Source organism: Gillisia hiemivivida, from assembly GCF_007997295.1.
Taxonomy (GTDB): Bacteria; Bacteroidota; Bacteroidia; order Flavobacteriales; family Flavobacteriaceae; genus Gillisia; species Gillisia hiemivivida.
Genome location: NZ_VORY01000003.1, coordinates 150,906 through 169,848, shown reverse-complemented (window position 1 = coordinate 169,848; position 18,943 = coordinate 150,906). Strand labels below are relative to the sequence as shown.

The following is an 18,943-nucleotide window of genomic DNA, read 5'->3' as shown; positions in this document are numbered from 1 at the left end:
TTGATAATATTTTAAGAAATTGGCGCAGTAATTGGATATAATTTTAGGAATATTTTGGCTTAATAGCCTTACGTCTAAATATTGAAAACAAAAAATATGAAAAAAGCATTTAAAATTATAGGTTTTTCGCTGCTGGTAATTATCATTCTCTTAATTACCGCTCCATTTATTTTTGAAGCCCAATTAAAAGACATGGTTAAAAAAACCATTAATAAGAATGTAGACGCCACAGTGGAATTCAGCGATTTAGATCTCACCCTTTTCCGAAGTTTTCCTCAAGCCACCTTAGTATTAAAAGATCTAAGTATTATAAATAAAGCTCCCTTTGCTGGAGATACGCTTGCTGTTACTGAAGAATTGCTTTTAGAGATGTCTATTAAAGAGCTTTTCAAAGGAGGTGATGAGCCTAAAAAGATAGATGAACTTATCCTGAACAATGCTTTCGTTAATATTAAAGTAGATTCGTTAGGGAACAACAATTACGATATTGCGATTATAGATTCTACAAATACCAATGCCGACACTACTTCCAATCCTTTTAAATTAGATCTTAAACATTACGAAATAAATAATTCCAAGCTTAAGTATGTAGATGATGGTAATAAAATGGCCTTGCTCTTAGAGAATTTAGACCATCAGGGAACCGGAGATTTTTCTTTAGCTCAATCTGAATTGAATACAGAAACCAATTCCCTTATTTCTCTAGATTATGATGGAACCAATTATTTAAATAAAAACAAACTAGCACTAGATGCTATAATCCAGATGGATCTGGATAAATTGAAATATACCTTTTTAGAAAATCAAGCTACCTTAAATCAGTTGCCTCTTACTTTTAATGGTTATGTTCAGGTTAATGAAAATAATAATGAAGTAGATATCTCTTTTAAAACTCCTTCATCGTCCTTCAAAAATTTCTTAGCAGTTATTCCCGAGACCTATGCTAAAAACATAGAAAATGTTGAAACAAATGGAGATTTCGTAGTTAGCGGAATTATTAAAGGAATTATAGATGATACTTATATTCCAAAAATGGATATTAAGATAAGCTCCAGCAACGCCTCCTTTAAATATCCAGATCTTCCAAAAAGTGTAGATAATATTGACATAGATGTTGCAATAATCAATGAAACCGGTCTTATAGATGATACCTTTCTAGATATTAACAAGATGAGTTTTAGAATAGATGAGGACACCTTCAGCGGAAGTGGAAATATTAAGAACCTAACTGGGAATATGTTGGTAGATATGGCTGTAAAAGGAACCATTAACTTGGCTAATCTTGAAAAAGCATATCCTTTAGAGTTGCAACAAGATCTCAACGGAATCCTGACCGCAGATCTAAAGACCTCCTTCGATATGAATTCTATTGAAAAAGAACAATATCAAAATGTAAATAGCAGCGGAGTGGCGAGCATCAAAAACTTCTCATATAAAACTCCTGAAATACCAAATGAGGTAAAAATTAGCAGTGCTAACTTCAAATTTAATCAGGGAAATGTACAGGTTCCGGAATTATTAATGACCACTGGAAAAACCGATATGAATGCTTCAGGATCTATTCAGAATCTAATGGGATATCTGTTTACAGATCAGCAATTAAAAGGAGATTTTAAAGTAAGATCCAACACCTTTTCTGTTAACGACTTTATGATCGCAGAAACTAAAGATGTTACTAAGACTGATGAAAATGGGGTGCCTGTAGAAAAACCTAAAGTTGCTACCACAGGAAAAGAAGCAATAAAAATACCCTCTTTTTTAGATGCTACCTTAGCATTTAATGCAAATACAGTATTATACGATAATTTAGAGCTGAAAAATGTGGTTGGGACCATGATCATTAAAGATGAAACTGCTACCCTTCAAAATGTAACATCCAATATCTTTGATGGTTCTATCGCCTTGAGCGGAAATGTTTCCACGAAAAATGCGGTCCCAACTTTCTCTATGGATATGGGATTAAATGCTTTGGACATTTCAAAATCTTTTGAAGGACTAGAATTACTTCAAAATCTCGCTCCTATCGCAAAAGCTTTACAAGGGAAAATTCAAACCCAATTAAATCTATCGGGAAATCTAAATGATGATTTCACACCACAACTTTCTAGTCTTGCAGGGCAGGCACTAGCGCAAATATTAACTGCAAAAGTGAATCCAGAACAAATGGCGTTACTTTCCCAGCTGGACGAAAAATTAGGCTTTATTGATTTTAACGATATTAATCTTGATAATTTGAAAGGGAGATTAACCTTTAACGATGGAAGTGTAGATGTTGAACCATTCGATTTTATTGTAAAAGGAATAAAAGTAACTGTAGCTGGAAATCATAGTTTCGATAATATTATGGATTACAAGCTCACGCTGGATGTGCCTGCAAAGATGCTAGGTAGCGAAATTGGAAATGCAATTTCTAAACTTAGCGCGCAAGACCTACAAAACACGACTGTTGCCATACCAATTGGTCTAAGAGGAAATTTCCAAAGTCCGCAGATAAATCTAAATATGCAACAAGCCATTAGCGGACTGACACAACAGATAATTGCACAACAAAAAAAGGAACTTACTAACAAAGGGATAGATGCTTTGGGTAATATTCTTACCGGTCAAAATAAGCAAACTCCAAAAACTACTGTAGATTCTACTGGAGCTGTTATTCAAACTACTCCAAAAGATACCCTAAGAACCCAACAACAGCAACAAGTTAAAGACGTAGCAAGAGATATTTTAGGCGGATTTCTGAAAAAGAAAACCACGCAAAAAGATACTACGAAAGTGAATTGAAATAATATAGTTTTCTTGCTTAGCTAAAGATTATAGATTCTGAACATGTTACCTTAGATAGAAATTTTTAAATAGTAAAGAACATGAAATTGTATCTTCGGATTATAAAAATTAGGACATGTTAACCAAGGCAACTTTAAAACAACAAATTGATAGTTTTCCAGAGCAATTTTCAATTGAGGAAATTGTGGAACGATTGATCTCAATCGAAAAAATTGATAATGGTAATAAACAATCTGAGAACGGAGAAATGATTTCAGAATCTAATCTAAATAAAGAAATTGACAAATGGTTCGAATAAATTGGACTATTCATGCAAAAAATGATCTTCAAGATGTTGCCAAATATATTTCTAAAGATTCCATAAAATAAGCAAAACTTCAAATTTCAAGAATCATTACTCGTACTAAAATTTTAAAATCTCAGGTTTATTCGGGAAAAGTTGTAGATGAAACGGACCCATAAGATATTCGAGAACTGATAGAAGGAAATTTCAGAATTATTTATAAAATAGTTGATCCAGAAAGAATAGATATCCTAACTATTCATCATTCTGCTCGGGATATATATAGAAAAGAGATTTGAATACTTTACTTAACATCATTTATCGCAATTAACGGGCTTAATCGAGAAAGTCCAATTTAGAATCCGAAGAAACAAAAGAGTTAATCCAACAAGTTCGTATCCCTACTCCAGCAACTTGCGTTAACCGTAACCGTTCATGATTACTATCAGTTTCAACTATAGAATAGATAGCTCAACCACAAAACCTTCATGACTGCGCACATTAAAAACAGTGCCGTCTTCAAATAATAAATATTGTCCCTTGATGCCTTTTAGCACTCCTTCATAAAAAGGTGCTTTGCTTAGGTTTAGGGTTTTTACCTTTTCTGGATATTGTAAAACCGGGAAATGAATTTCTGTTTCTTTATTATCTGCCAAGAAGTATTGCATTGCTTCCTCAGGAATAAACTGCTTCAATTTTTCCCGCTCTTCTGCAAGGTCTAGATCTTTAATGTCATTGGTAAGCATTTTTCGCCAGTTCGTTTTATCAGCAACATGAGCTTTTAGTGCAACTTCAGTTATCCCCGCTAAATATCTATTTGGCACTTCCACGATCTCAATAGCCTCATGCGCACCCTGGTCTATCCACCTTGTTGGAACTTGTGTTTTTCTAGTAACTCCCACTTTTACATTACTGGAATTTGCCAGATATACAATATGTGGCTTCAGCTGTACCTGCTTCTCATATTCCAGATCTCGGTCCTCTTCATCCAGATGAGCTTTACTCATCTCCGGGTTCATGATCCAATCTCCAGCTTGCGGAATGGAAGTATAACAATCATAACAAAATCCCTGAGCAAATACTTTTTTCTCCAAGCCACAATTCATGCATTGATACCTCAAAAAATTAATGCTGATTCGTTTATTGAGAATCTGATTAACATTCAGGAAATCAGACTCAAATACCATGTAATATTCTACTTCCTTTTGCAGCTCTGTTTTCATTTTTGTTAGTACCCCTTCGTATCTCATGCTATTTTATTTGTATTTATTTGTATGCTACTGGATAAGTTTTAATTTTAGCCGATATAACGTATATTACCAAGCGTTTTAAATCAGGTTTAAAGATAAAAGAATAATGCCAATTCCACTAGTAAACTCTATCGCCTCTTGGTTTTTAAAGAAGCGCATCCATCAAATGGAGTTGTTTATGAAGTATCCTAATGAAGTTCAGCAAGAACTTTTAAGGTCACTTATAAGCAAAGCCAGACATACTGAAATTGGGAAAAAACACAACTTTTCAGAAATATCCAACTACAAAACTTTTGCTGAGCGTGTGCCTATTCATTCTTATGAAGAATATGAACCAGCTATAGAACGCAGTAGAAGAGGCGAAAACAATATTTTTTGGCCGACACCTATTAAGTGGTTTGCAAAATCTAGTGGGACAACCAACGCAAAAAGCAAGTTTATTCCTGTTAGCGAAGATTCTTTAGAGAATTGTCATTATGCCGCTGGGAAAGATTTGTTGTGCATGTACCTAAACAATAATCCGCAATCTCAATTATTTACAGGAAAGAGCTTACGTTTAGGCGGAAGCAAGGAGATCTACAGAAATAATGGCACTTCTTATGGAGATCTTTCAGCAATACTTATTGAAAACATGCCTTTTTGGGCAGAGTTTAGCAGTACACCAAGTAGCGAAGTTTCCCTAATGAACGATTGGGAGATCAAAATGCAGGCGATTGTAAATGAAACTATCAAAGAAAAAGTGACCAGTCTGGCAGGAGTTCCCTCTTGGATGTTAGTATTGCTAAACAAGGTTTTAGACACTAGTGGAAAAGAAGACTTATTTCAAGTTTGGCAGAATTTGGAAGTGTATTTTCATGGAGGAGTGAATTTTCAGCCTTATGCAGATCAGTATAAAAAAATACTTCCTAGCGATTCTTTTAGATACTATGAGATCTATAATGCTTCTGAAGGCTTTTTCGCTTGCCAGGATCACAATAATTCCAACGAGCTATTATTAATGCTGGATTATGGGATCTTTTATGAATTCATTCCGATGGATGCCTATGGTACACCAGAACAAAAAATAATCCCACTAAGTGAGGTGAAAACAGATGTGAATTATGCGGTTGTTATTACTACAAACGCAGGTTTATGGCGATATAGAATTGGAGATACCGTGAGATTTACCTCTACCAGTCCTTACCGGATTAAGGTTTCTGGAAGAACTAAACATCATATAAATGTTTTTGGAGAAGAGTTAATTATTGAGAATACCGATAATGCTCTAAAAAAAGCATCCCAGATCACCGGCTGCCAAATTATTGATTATACAGCTGCTCCCATTTTTATGAAAGGAAAAGAAAAAGGAGCTCATGAATGGATCATCGAGTTTAAAACACCACCAGAAAATTTAGAAGTATTTATTACTGAACTAGATTTGGCTTTACAACAATTAAATAGTGATTATGAAGCCAAACGGCATAATAACATGACGCTGAATATGCCAACAGTACATCAGGCAAGAGAAAAATTGTTTTACGACTGGCTGAAGAAAAATGACAAACTGGGAGGACAACATAAGATCCCAAGACTTTCCAATGAACGTTGTTATGTCGAGGAATTACTGGAAATGTCCGGAAGATCATCTGCTAAAGGCACATTGGAGGTCTAATTGAAAAAACACTTTTTATGTGTTGTAAATAAGAAAAGCCTCAATAACTTAAATTATTGAGGCTTTTTATTATACTTAAATTCGTGATTACTTCTTATTGTACCCAAAACGTTTTAACTGTGCAGAACTATTTCGCCAGTTCTTATTTACTTTAACGTAAAGTTCTAAGTGTACTTGCTTCCCGAAGAATTTCTCAAGATCCTTTCGAGCTTCTACTCCTACTCTTTTTAGAGCTGCTCCTTTGTGCCCAATAATAATTCCCTTTTGGGTTTCGCGTTCCACCATTATAATGCTACGCATTCTAATGATCTCTTCATCTTCAAAAAACTCTTCAGTATCTATCTCTACAGAATAAGGGATCTCCTTTTTATAGTGCATTAGGATCTTCTCACGAATGATCTCATTTACGAAGAAACGTTCCGGCTTATCGGTTAAAGTATCTTTTGGGTAAAATGCCGGAGATTCCGGTAATAATTCTATCACGCGGTTAAAAACTTCTGCAACATTGAAACCTTGCAAGGCAGAAATAGGATAAATCTCTGCATTTGGAACCTTTGCTGTCCAATGAGCTACCTGCTCTTCTAATTGTCCTTGATTTGATATATCTATCTTATTAAGCAATAACAATACAGGAATCGTGGCATTGGTGATCTTTTTAAAGAAAGCTTCATCCTTTAATTCCTGCTCTCCGATTTCCACCATATAAATAAGGATATCTGCATCTTCAAAAGCAGACTTCACAAAATCCATCATAGATTGTTGAAGATCGTATGCGGGTTTAATAATTCCGGGAGTATCACTTAAGATCGCCTGAAAGTCTTCTCCATTAACAATTCCCAGAATACGGTGTCTGGTAGTTTGGGCTTTAGAGGTGATAATAGATAATCTTTCACCTACGAAAGCATTCATTAATGTGGATTTACCAACGTTTGGATTTCCAATGATATTTACAAAACCGGCTTTATGTGCCATAAGAAAGAATTTTTGCAAAGATATTTCATTTAATAAGCCATTCCTAACTTTTTAAGGCTTTCTAACTTTATGTGTTTTCGAATGGTTTAGAAATATTCCTGAGGTATAAAACTCTCTTGGCATTTATATGAAGGTTGAAAACTTTGGAATTAAATAGCTTTCCAAGTATGATTTAAATTAAAATCGATATTTTTGCCGGCTCTTAGGAATTTTACCGCTAAGCTTTTAATTTTGAAGCAATTAGTTAAAATCCTAAGAGAATAATTTTTAAATATTCAATTAGCACTATATCTTCATAGTTTTAGACACATTTAATGACAAAAATTTTTAATCTTTTCGATTTTTCGCAAAAAGTAAATTACAAGACCGAAGTATTGGCAGGTCTAACTGTCGCTATGACTATGATTCCGGAGTCTCTATCGTTCGCTATATTAGCTGGTTTCCCTCCATTAATGGGATTATATGCTTCTTTTATAGCTGGCTTGGTTACAGCAATATTTGGAGGAAGACCAGGAATGATTTCTGGAGGAGCTGGCGCAACGGTTATTGTATTGATCGCTTTAATGAATTCTGACGGCTTAGAATATGTTTTAGCCGCGGTTGCTTTAGCAGGAATATTTCAAATTTTAGTAGGGGTTTTCAAACTTGGAAAGTTTATAAGATTAGTACCTCATCCTGTTATGTTTGGATTTGTTAATGGATTGGCAATCATTATTTTTATGTCACAATTAGACCAGTTTAAAACGGTGTTTAATGGTGATATTGTTTGGCTAACTGGAAGTCCTTTGCTAATCATGGCAGGGCTAGTAGCCTTAACTATCGCAATTGTTGTGTTATTGCCTAAGATAACAAAAGCGGTTCCTTCTTCTTTAGTGGCTATTATAGTAGTATTCGTATTGGTTTATTTTATGGGTATAGATACAAAAACAGTAAAAGACATTGCGTCTGTTAGTGGTGGTTTTCCTCCTTTTCATATTCCTAATATTCCGATAAATTGGGAAACTTTAAAATTGATAGCTCCCTATTCGCTCATCATGGCCGCTGTAGGATTAACAGAAGGCTTACTTACACTAAATTTAGTAGATGAAATCACAGAAACTAAAGGAAACGGAAATAGAGAATGTATTGCTCAAGGGAGTTCTAATATTTTAAATGGCTTTTTCTTTGGAATGGGAGGCTGTCCTATGATCGCTCAAACTTTAGTTAACCTATCGGCTGGTTCTAGAGCCCGTTTGTCAGGAATTATTGCCGCACTAACCATTCTTGCTATTATTTTATTTGGCGCTCCAATAATTGAACAATTACCAATGGCAGCTTTAGTAGGTGTTATGATCATGGTTGCAATTGGAACTTTTGAATGGGCAAGTTTTAAAATTATTAATAGAGTCCCCAAAAAAGATGTTTTTCTAGTCCTAATAGTTGCAACAATCACTGTTCTATTACATAATTTGGCTTTGGCAGTTTTAGTGGGTGTAATCATTTCTGCATTGTTCTTTGCTTGGGAAAGCGCAAAAAGAATTAGAGCCAGAAAACATATTGATGCGGATGGAGTAAAACATTATGAAATATATGGTCCATTATTTTTTGCGTCTACAACTGCATTTATTGAAAAATTTGACGTGGGGAGCGATCCAGACGAAGTGATAATTGATTTTAAAGATTGTCGGGTTTCAGATATGTCGGCTATTGAAGCTTTAAACGTGGTGACACAGCGTTATCATAAATTAGGTAAAAAAGTACATCTAAGACATTTAAGTAATGATTGTATTGTATTATTAAAAAATGCTGAAGCAATTATTGATGTTAATATTATGGAAGACCCAAGTTATAAAGTCGTTGTAGATCAGGATTAATAACCTTATAAATACTGCAAAAAGTCTCTCGAAAATTAATTCGAGAGACTTTTTTGTACTCCATAGATGTTAAACCCTTCTTTAAATACACAGTTTAAGAGCTAGAATATTCTTAAATTTAAACTGTCAATTCTAAAATTATAATTATATGCCTGTTAGCGTAAAAGGTGATAAGGATCTCGAAATTATCCAATCTATAGAGAACAAATGTCTCCGAATAAATCTTAACGAAAATATCTATGGAACTTTTGCTGAAATAGGTGCAGGACAAGAAACTGTGCGTAATTTTTTTAGAGTTGGAGATGCCTCCTGCACTATTGCAAAAACAATTAGTGCTTATGACAAGGATTTTAGTGATGCCATTTATGGAATTGAAGATGACGGAAGATATGTTACCGAAAATAGGTTAAAAAGCATTCTTTCTTTTGAAACTGGCCTTATTGAGAATCGGATTTCTAGAGAAAAGCATCCAGACAAACTTTTCTTTAGCTACGCCAATACGGTAACTACCATAGATTTCGCCAAAAAATATAAAGGTCATGGTTGGATAGGTATTCGTTTTCAAAGTCAACCAGAGGAAGAATATAGTGAGATCATATTACATGTACAATTTCACGAGACCTTGGCTGTTCTTCAGCAAATAACAATTGGAACCATGGGTGTGAATTTAATACATGGGGCTTACTATCTTCATGACGATCCAAAAAATCTTCTGAACCATCTTTATGATCAGCTAGATAAAGACCAGATCGAGATAGATACCATTAATTTTACAGGTCCTGTTTTTGAGAAGGTAGATAATAGATTAATGAGCCTACAATTGGTTAAAAACGGAATGACAGATGCTGTGATGTTTGCACCAGATGGGCACAACGTGCTTCCCGCCAATGTTCTTTACAAACGCAACATTTTAACTCTTCGTGGTAGCTTTAGACCGGTAACCAAGGTGAATATGAGTATGTATGAAAAGTCTTTAAAACTTTTTCTGAATGAAAAAAAGGTAGACAAGGACCAAGTGATGGTAATCTTTGAAATGACACTTTCCAACCTACGCGCAGAAGGAGAAATAGACGAAAAAGATTTTATGGATAGAGCCAAATTACTCTGTTCACTTGGGCAAACAGTAATGATCTCTAATTTTCAAGAATACTATAAAGTTGTAGAATACTTTGCACAACATACCTCAGAACGCATGGGTCTAACCATGGGTGTAAATACTTTTATAGACATTTTTGACGAAAGATATTACAGACATCTTAGCGGGGGTATCTTAGAAGCTTTTGGAAAATTATTTTTTAAAGATCTAAAGATTTATTTGTATCCTCTTAAGGATCCTGAAACTGGAGAAATAACAACTAGTGAAAATTTGAAAGTACATCCTAGAATGAAAGAATTGTATAAATTCTTTAAAGATAATGGAAGAGTTGTGGATATTACAGATTATGAACCATCTATACTAGATATCAACTCCAGAGAAGTTTATCAAATGATCTTGGAAGGCAAATCTGGCTGGGAAAACATGTTGCCAGAAAGTACCACCAACCTCATTAAGGAGAAAAATTTATTTAAAGAATAACTCTTATTTAGAACGAGTATCCTTTTCCATATTAGTTACAGGCATAAACCCAAAATGTTTTTTAAAGGAAGAAAAGAAAATATCTTTATTCTGGAAACCGGCTTGCCTGGCAACTTCAGAAAGATCTGATTCTCCTTTATTAATTAGCGACTTTGCAAATACTAGTTTGGTTGTATTAATAAAATCTAATGGCGTAAGCCCATTAGATTTTTTCAGCTTTAAATAGAAAGAATTACTAGACATTCCAATAGCTTCGCTTAGATCTTCTACAGTGAAGCTACTATCCTGAATGTTTTGGATGATCAGTCTCTCCAATTTGATAATAAATTTATCATTTAAACCACCCTTAAGCAAATTACTATTTCTTTCACTTAACTTAGTGTTCACGAAGGGCCGGGAGTCTGAAGCATTTATCTGCTCTCCAACTCTTTCCAACAATAGTTCTAAATTTACCGGTTTCGAAATTAATTGAAGAGATTCAGATTGATCTTCTACAGATAATTGCATCTTATCTTCTTCTGTAATCATAACAAAAACAGGCACGTTTTTTAGATCTGTATTCTCCTTGAGCGCATTGTAAAGAGTAATTCCATCCATCCCCGGCATATCAAAGTCGGTTATTATAGCATTGGGTATAATTCTACTCGCAATCTCATAAGCCTCCAACCCATTTTTGGCATCGAAAACTTCGCCTAATTTCTTAAAAGATTGAACAAATACTTTTCTAAGTTCATCATTATCTTCCACTATTAAGATCCTGATGTCTTTTGAAGTGATCTCAATTCTTGCCCCTGTTTCTCGAGGAATACTTTCTATATTCTCAACATTTTTATCAAGCTCAATTGGCTTAACCGTTCTAGTTATTTTATATTCCGGTTCTTTTTTAAGAATTGGCTCCTCTACAAGTTCTTCTTTTATTTCTTTAGAACTAGGAGTTTCTGTAACCTCATCTTTAATATGATTTTTGAGGATCAATGTAAAAGTAGTTCCTTGGTTTTTACTGCTTTCAAAAACTATGGTGCCTCCCAATTTATCTATAAAATCTTTTACATATAACAAATTAATATGCTCAGAATTCTCTGCTACCGGTCCGCTTCGGGAACTTCTATAATACTCTTTGATCACTTTTTGATCCCCTCTTGGCAGCCCTAAACCATTATCCGCTACCTGTATCTTAAGATCCCCTTTATTGGTACCAATAAGATTTATGATAATTTTACCTTCATCAAAAGAATATTTTATAGCACTGGAAATAAGATTAAAGAAGATCTTATTCAAATTATCGGCATCGTAATAAAAGAATTCTTTATTCCACTGATTATTTATGATGATCTCCAAATGCTTTTGACGCAGAAGCGGATTAAAATCCTTGACCAATTCTTCAAAATAACTATTAAGTGTGATTTTAGAAATTACGGGAGTAGTATTCTCTTTCCTCATTTTAGAAGGATGAAAATTTAAAATATGTTCTAATAATTCCTTCAACCTATTTACAGTATTTTTTAGACGGTGTTTTGCTTTAGACTCTTCTTCAGCAATTGTTTCTAAAGAGGTCAATAAAATAGTAAGTGGTGTTCCAATCTCCTGATTCAAGTTGCTGTAGAATTTAGAACGTGCAGCCTTATTCTCTCGTTTTTTATGAATTCTGAAAAGATAAAACGGAATCACAATTAATGCAAGCAATAAAAGTCCGTAGATCAAGTATGCTCCAGTAGACATCCACCATGGAGCTGCAATACTCATAGAAACTTCTTTCACAGAGCTCCATTGTCCATTTGTCTTTTTCCCCTTTACTAAGAAAGTATAATTCCCCGGTGCCAGGTTCGCATAATTCGCTTCATTTTGAGTACTTGGCTCAGACCATTCTGAATCTAAACCCTCTAATTTCCATGAATATGCCAATTGAGAATAATCTCCAGGCGTCATTCCGTAGAATTTTATATGAAAAGAATTCTGATCTGTGTCTAACTTCAACTTCTTGCCGGAACTGAAATTGGCTAGAGACTTTGTTCCTTCCTCTTTAGACCTCACATCTAAAGAACCGAACAAGATATTAGGAACGGTTTCGGGTTTACTCTTCAATTTATTCGGATTAAAAACACTTACCCCTTTTAAGGTTCCAAAGGCCAGTTTATTATCTAATTGCGCAAAACTTCCCCTAGTAAAAACAGCACTTAACAGGCCATCATCTTTATCGAAAACGCGTATTGTTGGATTATCTTCAATTACAAAATTCACCAATCCTTTATTTGTTCCTGCCCAAATTTCATTTCTACCATAGATCAATAAGCCTTGAATCCTATTAGAGGGCAATCCCGCCTTTACATCTATAACCTTCACAGAACCAGTTTGAGGATCGTAAATCACAATTCCCGCACCTTCTGTTGCCAGTACTATTTCTCCGGCTAAGGTTTCGCTTATAGCGTTAATATTAAAATAAGGAAGGTTTTTGGTGTTAGGTTCCAATTTCTTTATTGGCTGAAATATATTTGATCCGGTATTTATATTGAACACGCCATTTTTCCCAGCTGCAAGGACATCTCCATTAACTAATTGAGCCATGGCACTTATACCTCGTAAAGTGAAACTTTTGATCTCGTTATTAGGACTAATGCGAGTTAGATTTCCGTCTTCTCCCCCAGCCCATAGGTTTTTATTGGTGTCTACCAACAAAGCGTTCACTTTTTGAAGTCCGGTTTTATTTGAGGCATCTGTGGAATATTGTGCTCTCAAAAATGTATTGATATTGATCTTATAAACTCCGTCATTAAAGGTAGCTACCCACATATGCATATCATCTGCCTGAAGATCTCTAATAATATCTGGAATTTTGCTCTGGTATTTAAATGAAAGGTTTTTTAAATGCTGCCAAGAATCAGAGCTTCTATTCCAAACACTTAAGCCCTCTCTAGTGCCAAACCAAACATTCCCATTCTTGTCTTCTTCAATTGCGGTTGTAAAATTATCGGCAAGACTACTATACTTCTTAGGATCATGCCGCAAGAATATAAAATTGTTCTGCTTAAGGTTTATGGAGTTTATCTTACCAGATTCTGTAGAAACCCAAAGAGTATTGTATTTATCTAAAAACAATCCATTTAAACCATTATCAGACAATGACAAGTTATTTCCTTCTTCGTGTAAATAATGAGAAGTCTGTTTTAAATTTTCATTTAAAATCAATAATCCATCTCCAACAGAAGCTATATAAACATTCCCAGCCTTATCCAGAGACATATCTGCAATGGGCGTTTTTTGGGTAGAATAAGGAAGGCTATAAACTTTTTCTGGATTGCTGAAATTCTTATCTATTTTAAATAATCCGTTTTCTTGTGTTCCAATTAAATAATATTCACCCGTAAATAATATGCTTCTTATATTAAAATCTTTATTACTTGATAGTGGAATTTTTTTATAATGACCGCTATTTTTACTTAAGCTGAATAATCCTTTTGAAGTTCCAAATACGATTCGCTTATCTACGGGAGCTAGTTTGTTAACAGATTGCATTGAAGGAAACGGTGAAATTAGCACCAATTGATTTTGGCTGAAGTTCCAGATTCCGCTATTGGAGCCTATCCATATTTTCCCCAATTCATCTTCAGCGATCTGCTGCACATTCGTTTTTGCATTTGCTCTTTCTGAAGGAACACTAACAAAAACATTTTTTTCCGGATCATAGCGATATAGCCCGTTTTCAGTGCCTGTCCAGATGCGATTTTGGGAATCTATAAAGAGGGTATTAATTTGCCCCACATTTTCGGGCATTCCTTTGAACTGGGAATAAAATTCTGAAAAGAAGGAATTATAGCGTTGCACGTGATTATCTGATGCAATCCAAAGATTACCAATACTATCCTGTTGGATTTCATTTATTTTCTCAAAACTTTCATTGATCTCTGTAAGTTTTTCAATTCCCTGTACCTCTTGCGCAAAACAATCACTTAATGCATTCCCCAATAAAATAAGTGTACCCGCAAGAAATATTTTCAATTTAAAATTCCCCAAATCTTAAATATTTAATGTTGTTAATTCCAACAATTTACTGATAAGGATAGAGATAATTGACTGCTAACAAGAGAATTAAAATTGATTTATCAAGAGGTTATTAACCGAAATATATTCAGTCTTTAGAATAAATGAAATAAAAAACCACCTCAAAAAAGGTAGCCTTTAAATATTTTGTAAGACTGAAATTAACTATTATCTTCTAAATCTGCGTCCGGAGCATTTTTCTTAACTGAAGCAATCCCGTTTTCCATGGCCGCAGATGTATTATAAGATTCACTAACACCTATAATTAGAGTATTGGTAGCTCGTAGTTTAAAACGATAATTCCCATCTACATCTTTTCTGTCGAAATTAGCATCATCCTGAGAATTTTTTCTAACAGACTCTATTCCATTTACACAAGAAGGTTTCTGCCTGTATGCCTCACTACTTAGAATTACCTGTCCGTTTGTTGCTTTTAAATTAAATCTAAAATGACCAGAAGCATCCTTTTTAATTTCAAATTTTCCCATGATTAAGTTTTAGTTAGACTATAAATTAAAACAAACACTCGGCACAATCAAGTTTTTATAAAAAGTATAACATTTTATACATTTCAAACTACCTCAATTATAATCATTTAGAAAGAATAAATAGATCCACATTTATTTTAAACAATAAACGAATTTGAATAAGGCACGCCATTCTTATTTTAGATAAAAGTAAAGTTTTATTTACTTTTTGTAATTAAAACTTTACTTAATTCAATTTTAATTATATATTTGTAAAACAAACTTTACATAATAAATATTATAATCATGAAAGAAAAGAAAGAACCTCGAGCTAAACTTGAAAGAAAAAATATCCTCAGTCTCGCATTTTGGACTGGAGCATGGGTAATAACTATGGCAATAAGCACCTTTGGATCATTGTACCTTTGGGAAAGCAATGCCTTACTTAGTGTATTGGCTATCTTATTGAACTTTGCAGTTGGAATAGGAATGATTTTAGCGAACATTCGTCATTTGAATAGTTTAGACGAATTACAACGCAAGATCCAATTAGAAGCCATGGGAATTGCCCTTGGACTAGCCGTTGTGGGAGGTCTTGCTTACTCTTCATTAGATCAGTCCAATATAATTGGCTACAATGCAGAGATCTCACATTTGGTAATATTAATTGGTATTAGCTATATGGCTGCAATATTAATTGGAAATTCTCGATACCGATGAAAAATAAGATTAAAGTACTTCGAGCAGAATATGAGTTAACCCAAGAACAACTTGCAGAAAAAGTAGATGTCTCCAGGCAAACAATTAATGCTATTGAAAAAGGAAAATTTGACCCCAGTTTACCCTTAGCCTTCAAAATTTCCAAGCTATTCAAAATGAGTATAGAAGATATTTTCCAGAATGAATAACGAAGACGAAAATTAATAATCTATTTAAATGTTTTAGACAAAACCATTAGATTAACCCGTTCGTTTTTAGTCGGACTTTTAATTAAGGGCTATTACTTTACTAATTGGAGGGTTTATCGGGTGAACAACTTGAATTATCTCAGTATTCTTCTAATACTTTCCATCACTCACTGAATTTTTTTATAATTTCCTAAGTGTAGAAGTAATAATTTTATTGAATATAAATCAAAATTAAATTTATCCCTAAAGATTTGATTAATAATTTATATTAGTTTTGCACTAAGACCATTGCAACAATATTAAAAGACAGACTACTATGAAATATAATCTTTCTGAAATGATGTGTTTAGATATCTATCTATCCTCTTTGACGGAGGAAGAATATGACAAAATTAGGCTTCAAATCAAACCCTCAAAAACTAAAGTTATGCCGTTATTGAGTTGGGATATCTTTAACCAGTATTATTTTCAGACAATCGAGAAACTGAAAATAAAAAAAGATATTAAAATGGTAAAATCTTTTGCAGAAAAATCAAAATGGAAAAACGAAATCGATACTATTTTTAAAAACCAAGATTTCGAAGCTTTAATAATCACAGATGTAGAACAGAAAATACTTTGGGTTAATGACGGTTTTACCCAAATGACAGGATATTCTAAAACATTTGCACTTAATAAAAAACCTTATTTTTTACAAGGCATCCATACTTCTACGAGCACAAAGAAGCGATTTAGAAATAGATTAAATGATTTAAAACCATTTACGGAAATCATAACCAATTACAGAAAAGACAATACACCTTACGAATGCGAGGTTAAAATCATTCCAATGTATAGCGAAAATGTAACTCACTTTTTAGCAATAGAAAAGCAAGTCGTATAAAAATAGCAGAACGAATACAAACGTAAACAACAAAAATTTTTAAAGCAGGGTTTCCGAATACACTAAATCTTATCTATTCGTAGAAACAGCAATGCAGTTGATGGCCGAGACAAGATTTAGCCATCATCAAATGCTTAATCGACGTAGCACTAAAATTGATTTCAATACCGATTTCTGCAGGAAAAATAGTTTAGTTAACACACTTTGGAAATACTAGCTCAAAAGTAGATTTAAAATTTTTTGTCGATGAAATTAATTCTGATTTTAGAGATAAAGCAGTTTCGGACGAATTTAGCATTTTTGCTATAGACGCCAACAAAACACCGATAAAAACACTTTGCCAAAAAATGCTTCTACACAAATAACAGGTTCCACCATAAAAGGTTAATTTAGGTTTATAAGAATCAAAAGAGTTAATCAGAAAAATCTGCGTCCCTACTACAGGTTACTTCCGTTAACCGATAGCAAATAAATGAGCCAAACTCTATGAAAATAGCTAAGAAAATATTTAAATATATTTTATACTTTTTGCTAATTCCTGTAACCTATATAATTATTTCCTTAATTCTATCTGTAATAACAATTGACAGAAAAGCGAATGATGAAAATTTCAGTAAATCAATATATTTAAGCACAAACGGAGTTCATTTAGATATTGTTATACCAAAGAAGGATATAGATAGTTTAGTATTGTCTGGAATAAAACGCAAGGAAACTGAAGATTATTTGTCATTCGGTTGGGGAGATGAGAATTTTTATTTGAACACACCAACTTGGGGTGACTTGACTTTTAGCACCGCATTCAAAGCGATGTTTTTGAAAAGCAGTACATTAATGCACGTCACTCGCTACCAACAGAAACGTACAGATTGGAGAGAAATAAAAGTAAATGAGTTTGAACTACAAAAACTGAATACTTACCTACTGAATACATTTCAATTAGATGAAAATGGAATGAAAATTTTACTCGAAAACAAAGGCTACTCTCCAACAGATGATTTTTATAAATCTAAGGGTAGTTTTTCTTGTTTTAATACCTGCAATAGTTGGGTAAATAAGGGATTTAAAGAAAGTGGATTAAAATCTAGTTTATGGACACCCTTCGATTTTGGACTTTTAAATAAATATCAATAAAAAGTTTGCGAAAAATATCCATTACAAATACAGTTTATTGCACTGAAAAGTAATGCTTCAGAGCACAACAAAGAAAACGATTAAGCCGAGAATCCCGATAGCCACGGGGATCCGTCCCTCCTTCACGCTACTTACTCTAATTAAGACAAATAAGCAACATTTTGGTTCGGCCTGCCTGGCAAATACATATTCACAAACACTTAGATTCGGAATAATGTCTAACAAAATTGCGCTACAAAGGCAGACCAGGTGCTACATATTTTTCTAATTATTTGTTCAAAAATATATTCATAATAGGTGTCTAGTTCGTTACTTCAACCATTTCTTTGCTATTGCTAAGTTTTAATGCCAGATTACTAAGAAGCACACCATATATTACTTTGGAACAAACATCAGCAACAGTATAGACTAACTGCCTTGCCATTACTCCATCCTCACTGTATAAGAAGCCATCAAGCCCTGTAAGATATGGCATAAGATAAGCTCCAGGATATAAGAACCAGGAGACTAAGAAGAGTACCCAGATATTTGATAAAATCTTTTGAGCATCAGCTGGAAGGCCTTCTTTGCCTTCATTTATTACCTTTTTCATGACCCAAAGGATATGGAAAAAGAATGCCGAAGAAATGGCTCCCCAAACAAAAAATGCGGTAAGGTTACTTACTTCATAAAATTGACCTATATAACCGGTAATAATCATCATCGCCCCAGAAAACCAAAATTGATTTCGTATAGAACTAAATTTAGATTTGGTTAGACTTACTACAAAAAGAATCTGGAAAAGCAACATCGGTACATCGATAAGCCAGTTGAGATAGCGGTATCCATTGTTGAATAAATCACCTTCCGGATTTAAAAAATACCTTCCTCTGGAAATATCAAAAGTAAAACTTGTGGTCCAATTTTCGGCTTGCGCATACAAAAGCAAAAATGCAGATACCATTACCACTGCAGATAATATATTGGACATTTGATATTTTTTATCTACATTTTTTATCGTCAAGATAAAATATAGTAGTCCAGCGAGCATCACAGCATAACCTAATGTTAGAATGTGCGATGTAAACTGATATGCAATTTCTGAGAATCCTTCTGTTGCACCAATAAAGTTTTCAAAATTGGCATTTCCTAATTCTTGTGTCATTTC

At 33.8% G+C, this 18,943-nt stretch carries 14 protein-coding genes; 9 read left to right on the top strand and 5 right to left on the bottom strand.

Annotation, left to right across the window (positions count from 1 at the left end):
- Positions 1–96 precede the first annotated feature (96 nt).
- Together ES724_RS04865 and ES724_RS04860 are read left to right on the top strand one after the other, a co-directional pair.
- Positions 97–2,781, top strand: coding sequence for an AsmA-like C-terminal region-containing protein (locus ES724_RS04865; RefSeq protein ID WP_146930328.1), 2,685 nt, complete (start codon positions 97–99; stop codon positions 2,779–2,781).
- 118 nt (positions 2,782–2,899) lie between these two features.
- Positions 2,900–3,082: a hypothetical protein gene (locus ES724_RS04860; RefSeq protein ID WP_146930325.1), complete on the top strand. Its 183-nt coding sequence runs from the start codon at positions 2,900–2,902 to the stop codon at positions 3,080–3,082.
- Between the two features lie 440 nt (positions 3,083–3,522).
- Here ES724_RS04860 and ES724_RS04855 read toward each other — a convergent pair whose 3' ends face one another.
- Positions 3,523–4,317 (bottom strand): DUF2797 domain-containing protein, encoded by a 795-nt coding sequence (locus tag ES724_RS04855; protein ID WP_146930322.1) that lies wholly within the window; start codon positions 4,315–4,317, stop codon positions 3,523–3,525.
- A gap of 106 nt (positions 4,318–4,423) precedes the next feature.
- Between ES724_RS04855 and ES724_RS04850 the strand changes: the two genes are divergently transcribed.
- On the top strand, positions 4,424–5,968 hold the full coding sequence (locus ES724_RS04850) for a GH3 auxin-responsive promoter family protein (protein WP_146930320.1): 1,545 nt from the start codon (positions 4,424–4,426) through the stop codon (positions 5,966–5,968).
- A gap of 87 nt (positions 5,969–6,055) precedes the next feature.
- On the opposite strand, the gene era is transcribed toward ES724_RS04850, so the two are convergent.
- Positions 6,056–6,940 carry a GTPase Era gene (gene era, locus ES724_RS04845; RefSeq protein ID WP_146930317.1) on the bottom strand — a complete coding sequence of 295 codons (885 nt, stop codon included), beginning with the start codon at positions 6,938–6,940 and terminating at the stop codon, positions 6,056–6,058.
- A gap of 314 nt (positions 6,941–7,254) precedes the next feature.
- On the opposite strand from era, the gene ES724_RS04840 reads away from it, so the two are divergent.
- Both ES724_RS04840 and ES724_RS04835 read left to right on the top strand, forming a co-directional pair.
- Complete coding sequence (locus ES724_RS04840; RefSeq protein ID WP_146930314.1) at positions 7,255–8,793, top strand: SulP family inorganic anion transporter; 1,539 nt, start codon at positions 7,255–7,257, stop codon at positions 8,791–8,793.
- 148 nt (positions 8,794–8,941) lie between these two features.
- Positions 8,942–10,369 carry a TonB-dependent receptor gene (locus ES724_RS04835; RefSeq protein ID WP_146930311.1) on the top strand — a complete coding sequence of 476 codons (1,428 nt, stop codon included), beginning with the start codon at positions 8,942–8,944 and terminating at the stop codon, positions 10,367–10,369.
- 3 nt (positions 10,370–10,372) lie between these two features.
- Here the strand turns inward: ES724_RS04835 and ES724_RS04830 are convergent, their stop codons facing one another.
- A complete protein-coding gene (locus tag ES724_RS04830; protein ID WP_146930308.1) occupies positions 10,373–14,377 on the bottom strand; it encodes a hybrid sensor histidine kinase/response regulator transcription factor in 4,005 nt (1,334 codons plus the stop codon).
- A gap of 188 nt (positions 14,378–14,565) precedes the next feature.
- Positions 14,566–14,892: a YegP family protein gene (locus ES724_RS04825; protein WP_146930305.1), complete on the bottom strand. Its 327-nt coding sequence runs from the start codon at positions 14,890–14,892 to the stop codon at positions 14,566–14,568.
- 285 nt (positions 14,893–15,177) lie between these two features.
- Between ES724_RS04825 and ES724_RS04820 the strand changes: the two genes are divergently transcribed.
- From ES724_RS04820 to ES724_RS04800, 4 genes are all read left to right on the top strand, one after another.
- The gene (locus ES724_RS04820; RefSeq protein WP_146930303.1) at positions 15,178–15,591 is read left to right on the top strand and encodes a hypothetical protein; all 414 of its coding nucleotides are present in this window, start codon (positions 15,178–15,180) and stop codon (positions 15,589–15,591) included.
- Positions 15,588–15,779, top strand: a complete 192-nt coding sequence (locus tag ES724_RS04815; RefSeq protein WP_026837540.1) for a helix-turn-helix transcriptional regulator — start codon at positions 15,588–15,590, stop codon at positions 15,777–15,779. Before ES724_RS04820 ends, ES724_RS04815 begins: the two co-directional genes overlap by 4 nt.
- A gap of 316 nt (positions 15,780–16,095) precedes the next feature.
- The gene (locus ES724_RS04810; protein WP_146930300.1) at positions 16,096–16,662 is read left to right on the top strand and encodes a PAS domain-containing protein; all 567 of its coding nucleotides are present in this window, start codon (positions 16,096–16,098) and stop codon (positions 16,660–16,662) included.
- 486 nt (positions 16,663–17,148) lie between these two features.
- Entirely contained in the window at positions 17,149–17,796 is a 648-nt protein-coding gene (locus tag ES724_RS04800; protein ID WP_146930297.1) for a DUF2459 domain-containing protein, read from the top strand.
- A 301-nt stretch (positions 17,797–18,097) separates the two neighbouring features.
- Here the strand turns inward: ES724_RS04800 and ES724_RS04795 are convergent, their stop codons facing one another.
- Complete coding sequence (locus tag ES724_RS04795; protein WP_146930295.1) at positions 18,098–18,940, bottom strand: bacteriorhodopsin; 843 nt, start codon at positions 18,938–18,940, stop codon at positions 18,098–18,100.
- Positions 18,941–18,943: the final 3 nt, after the last annotated feature.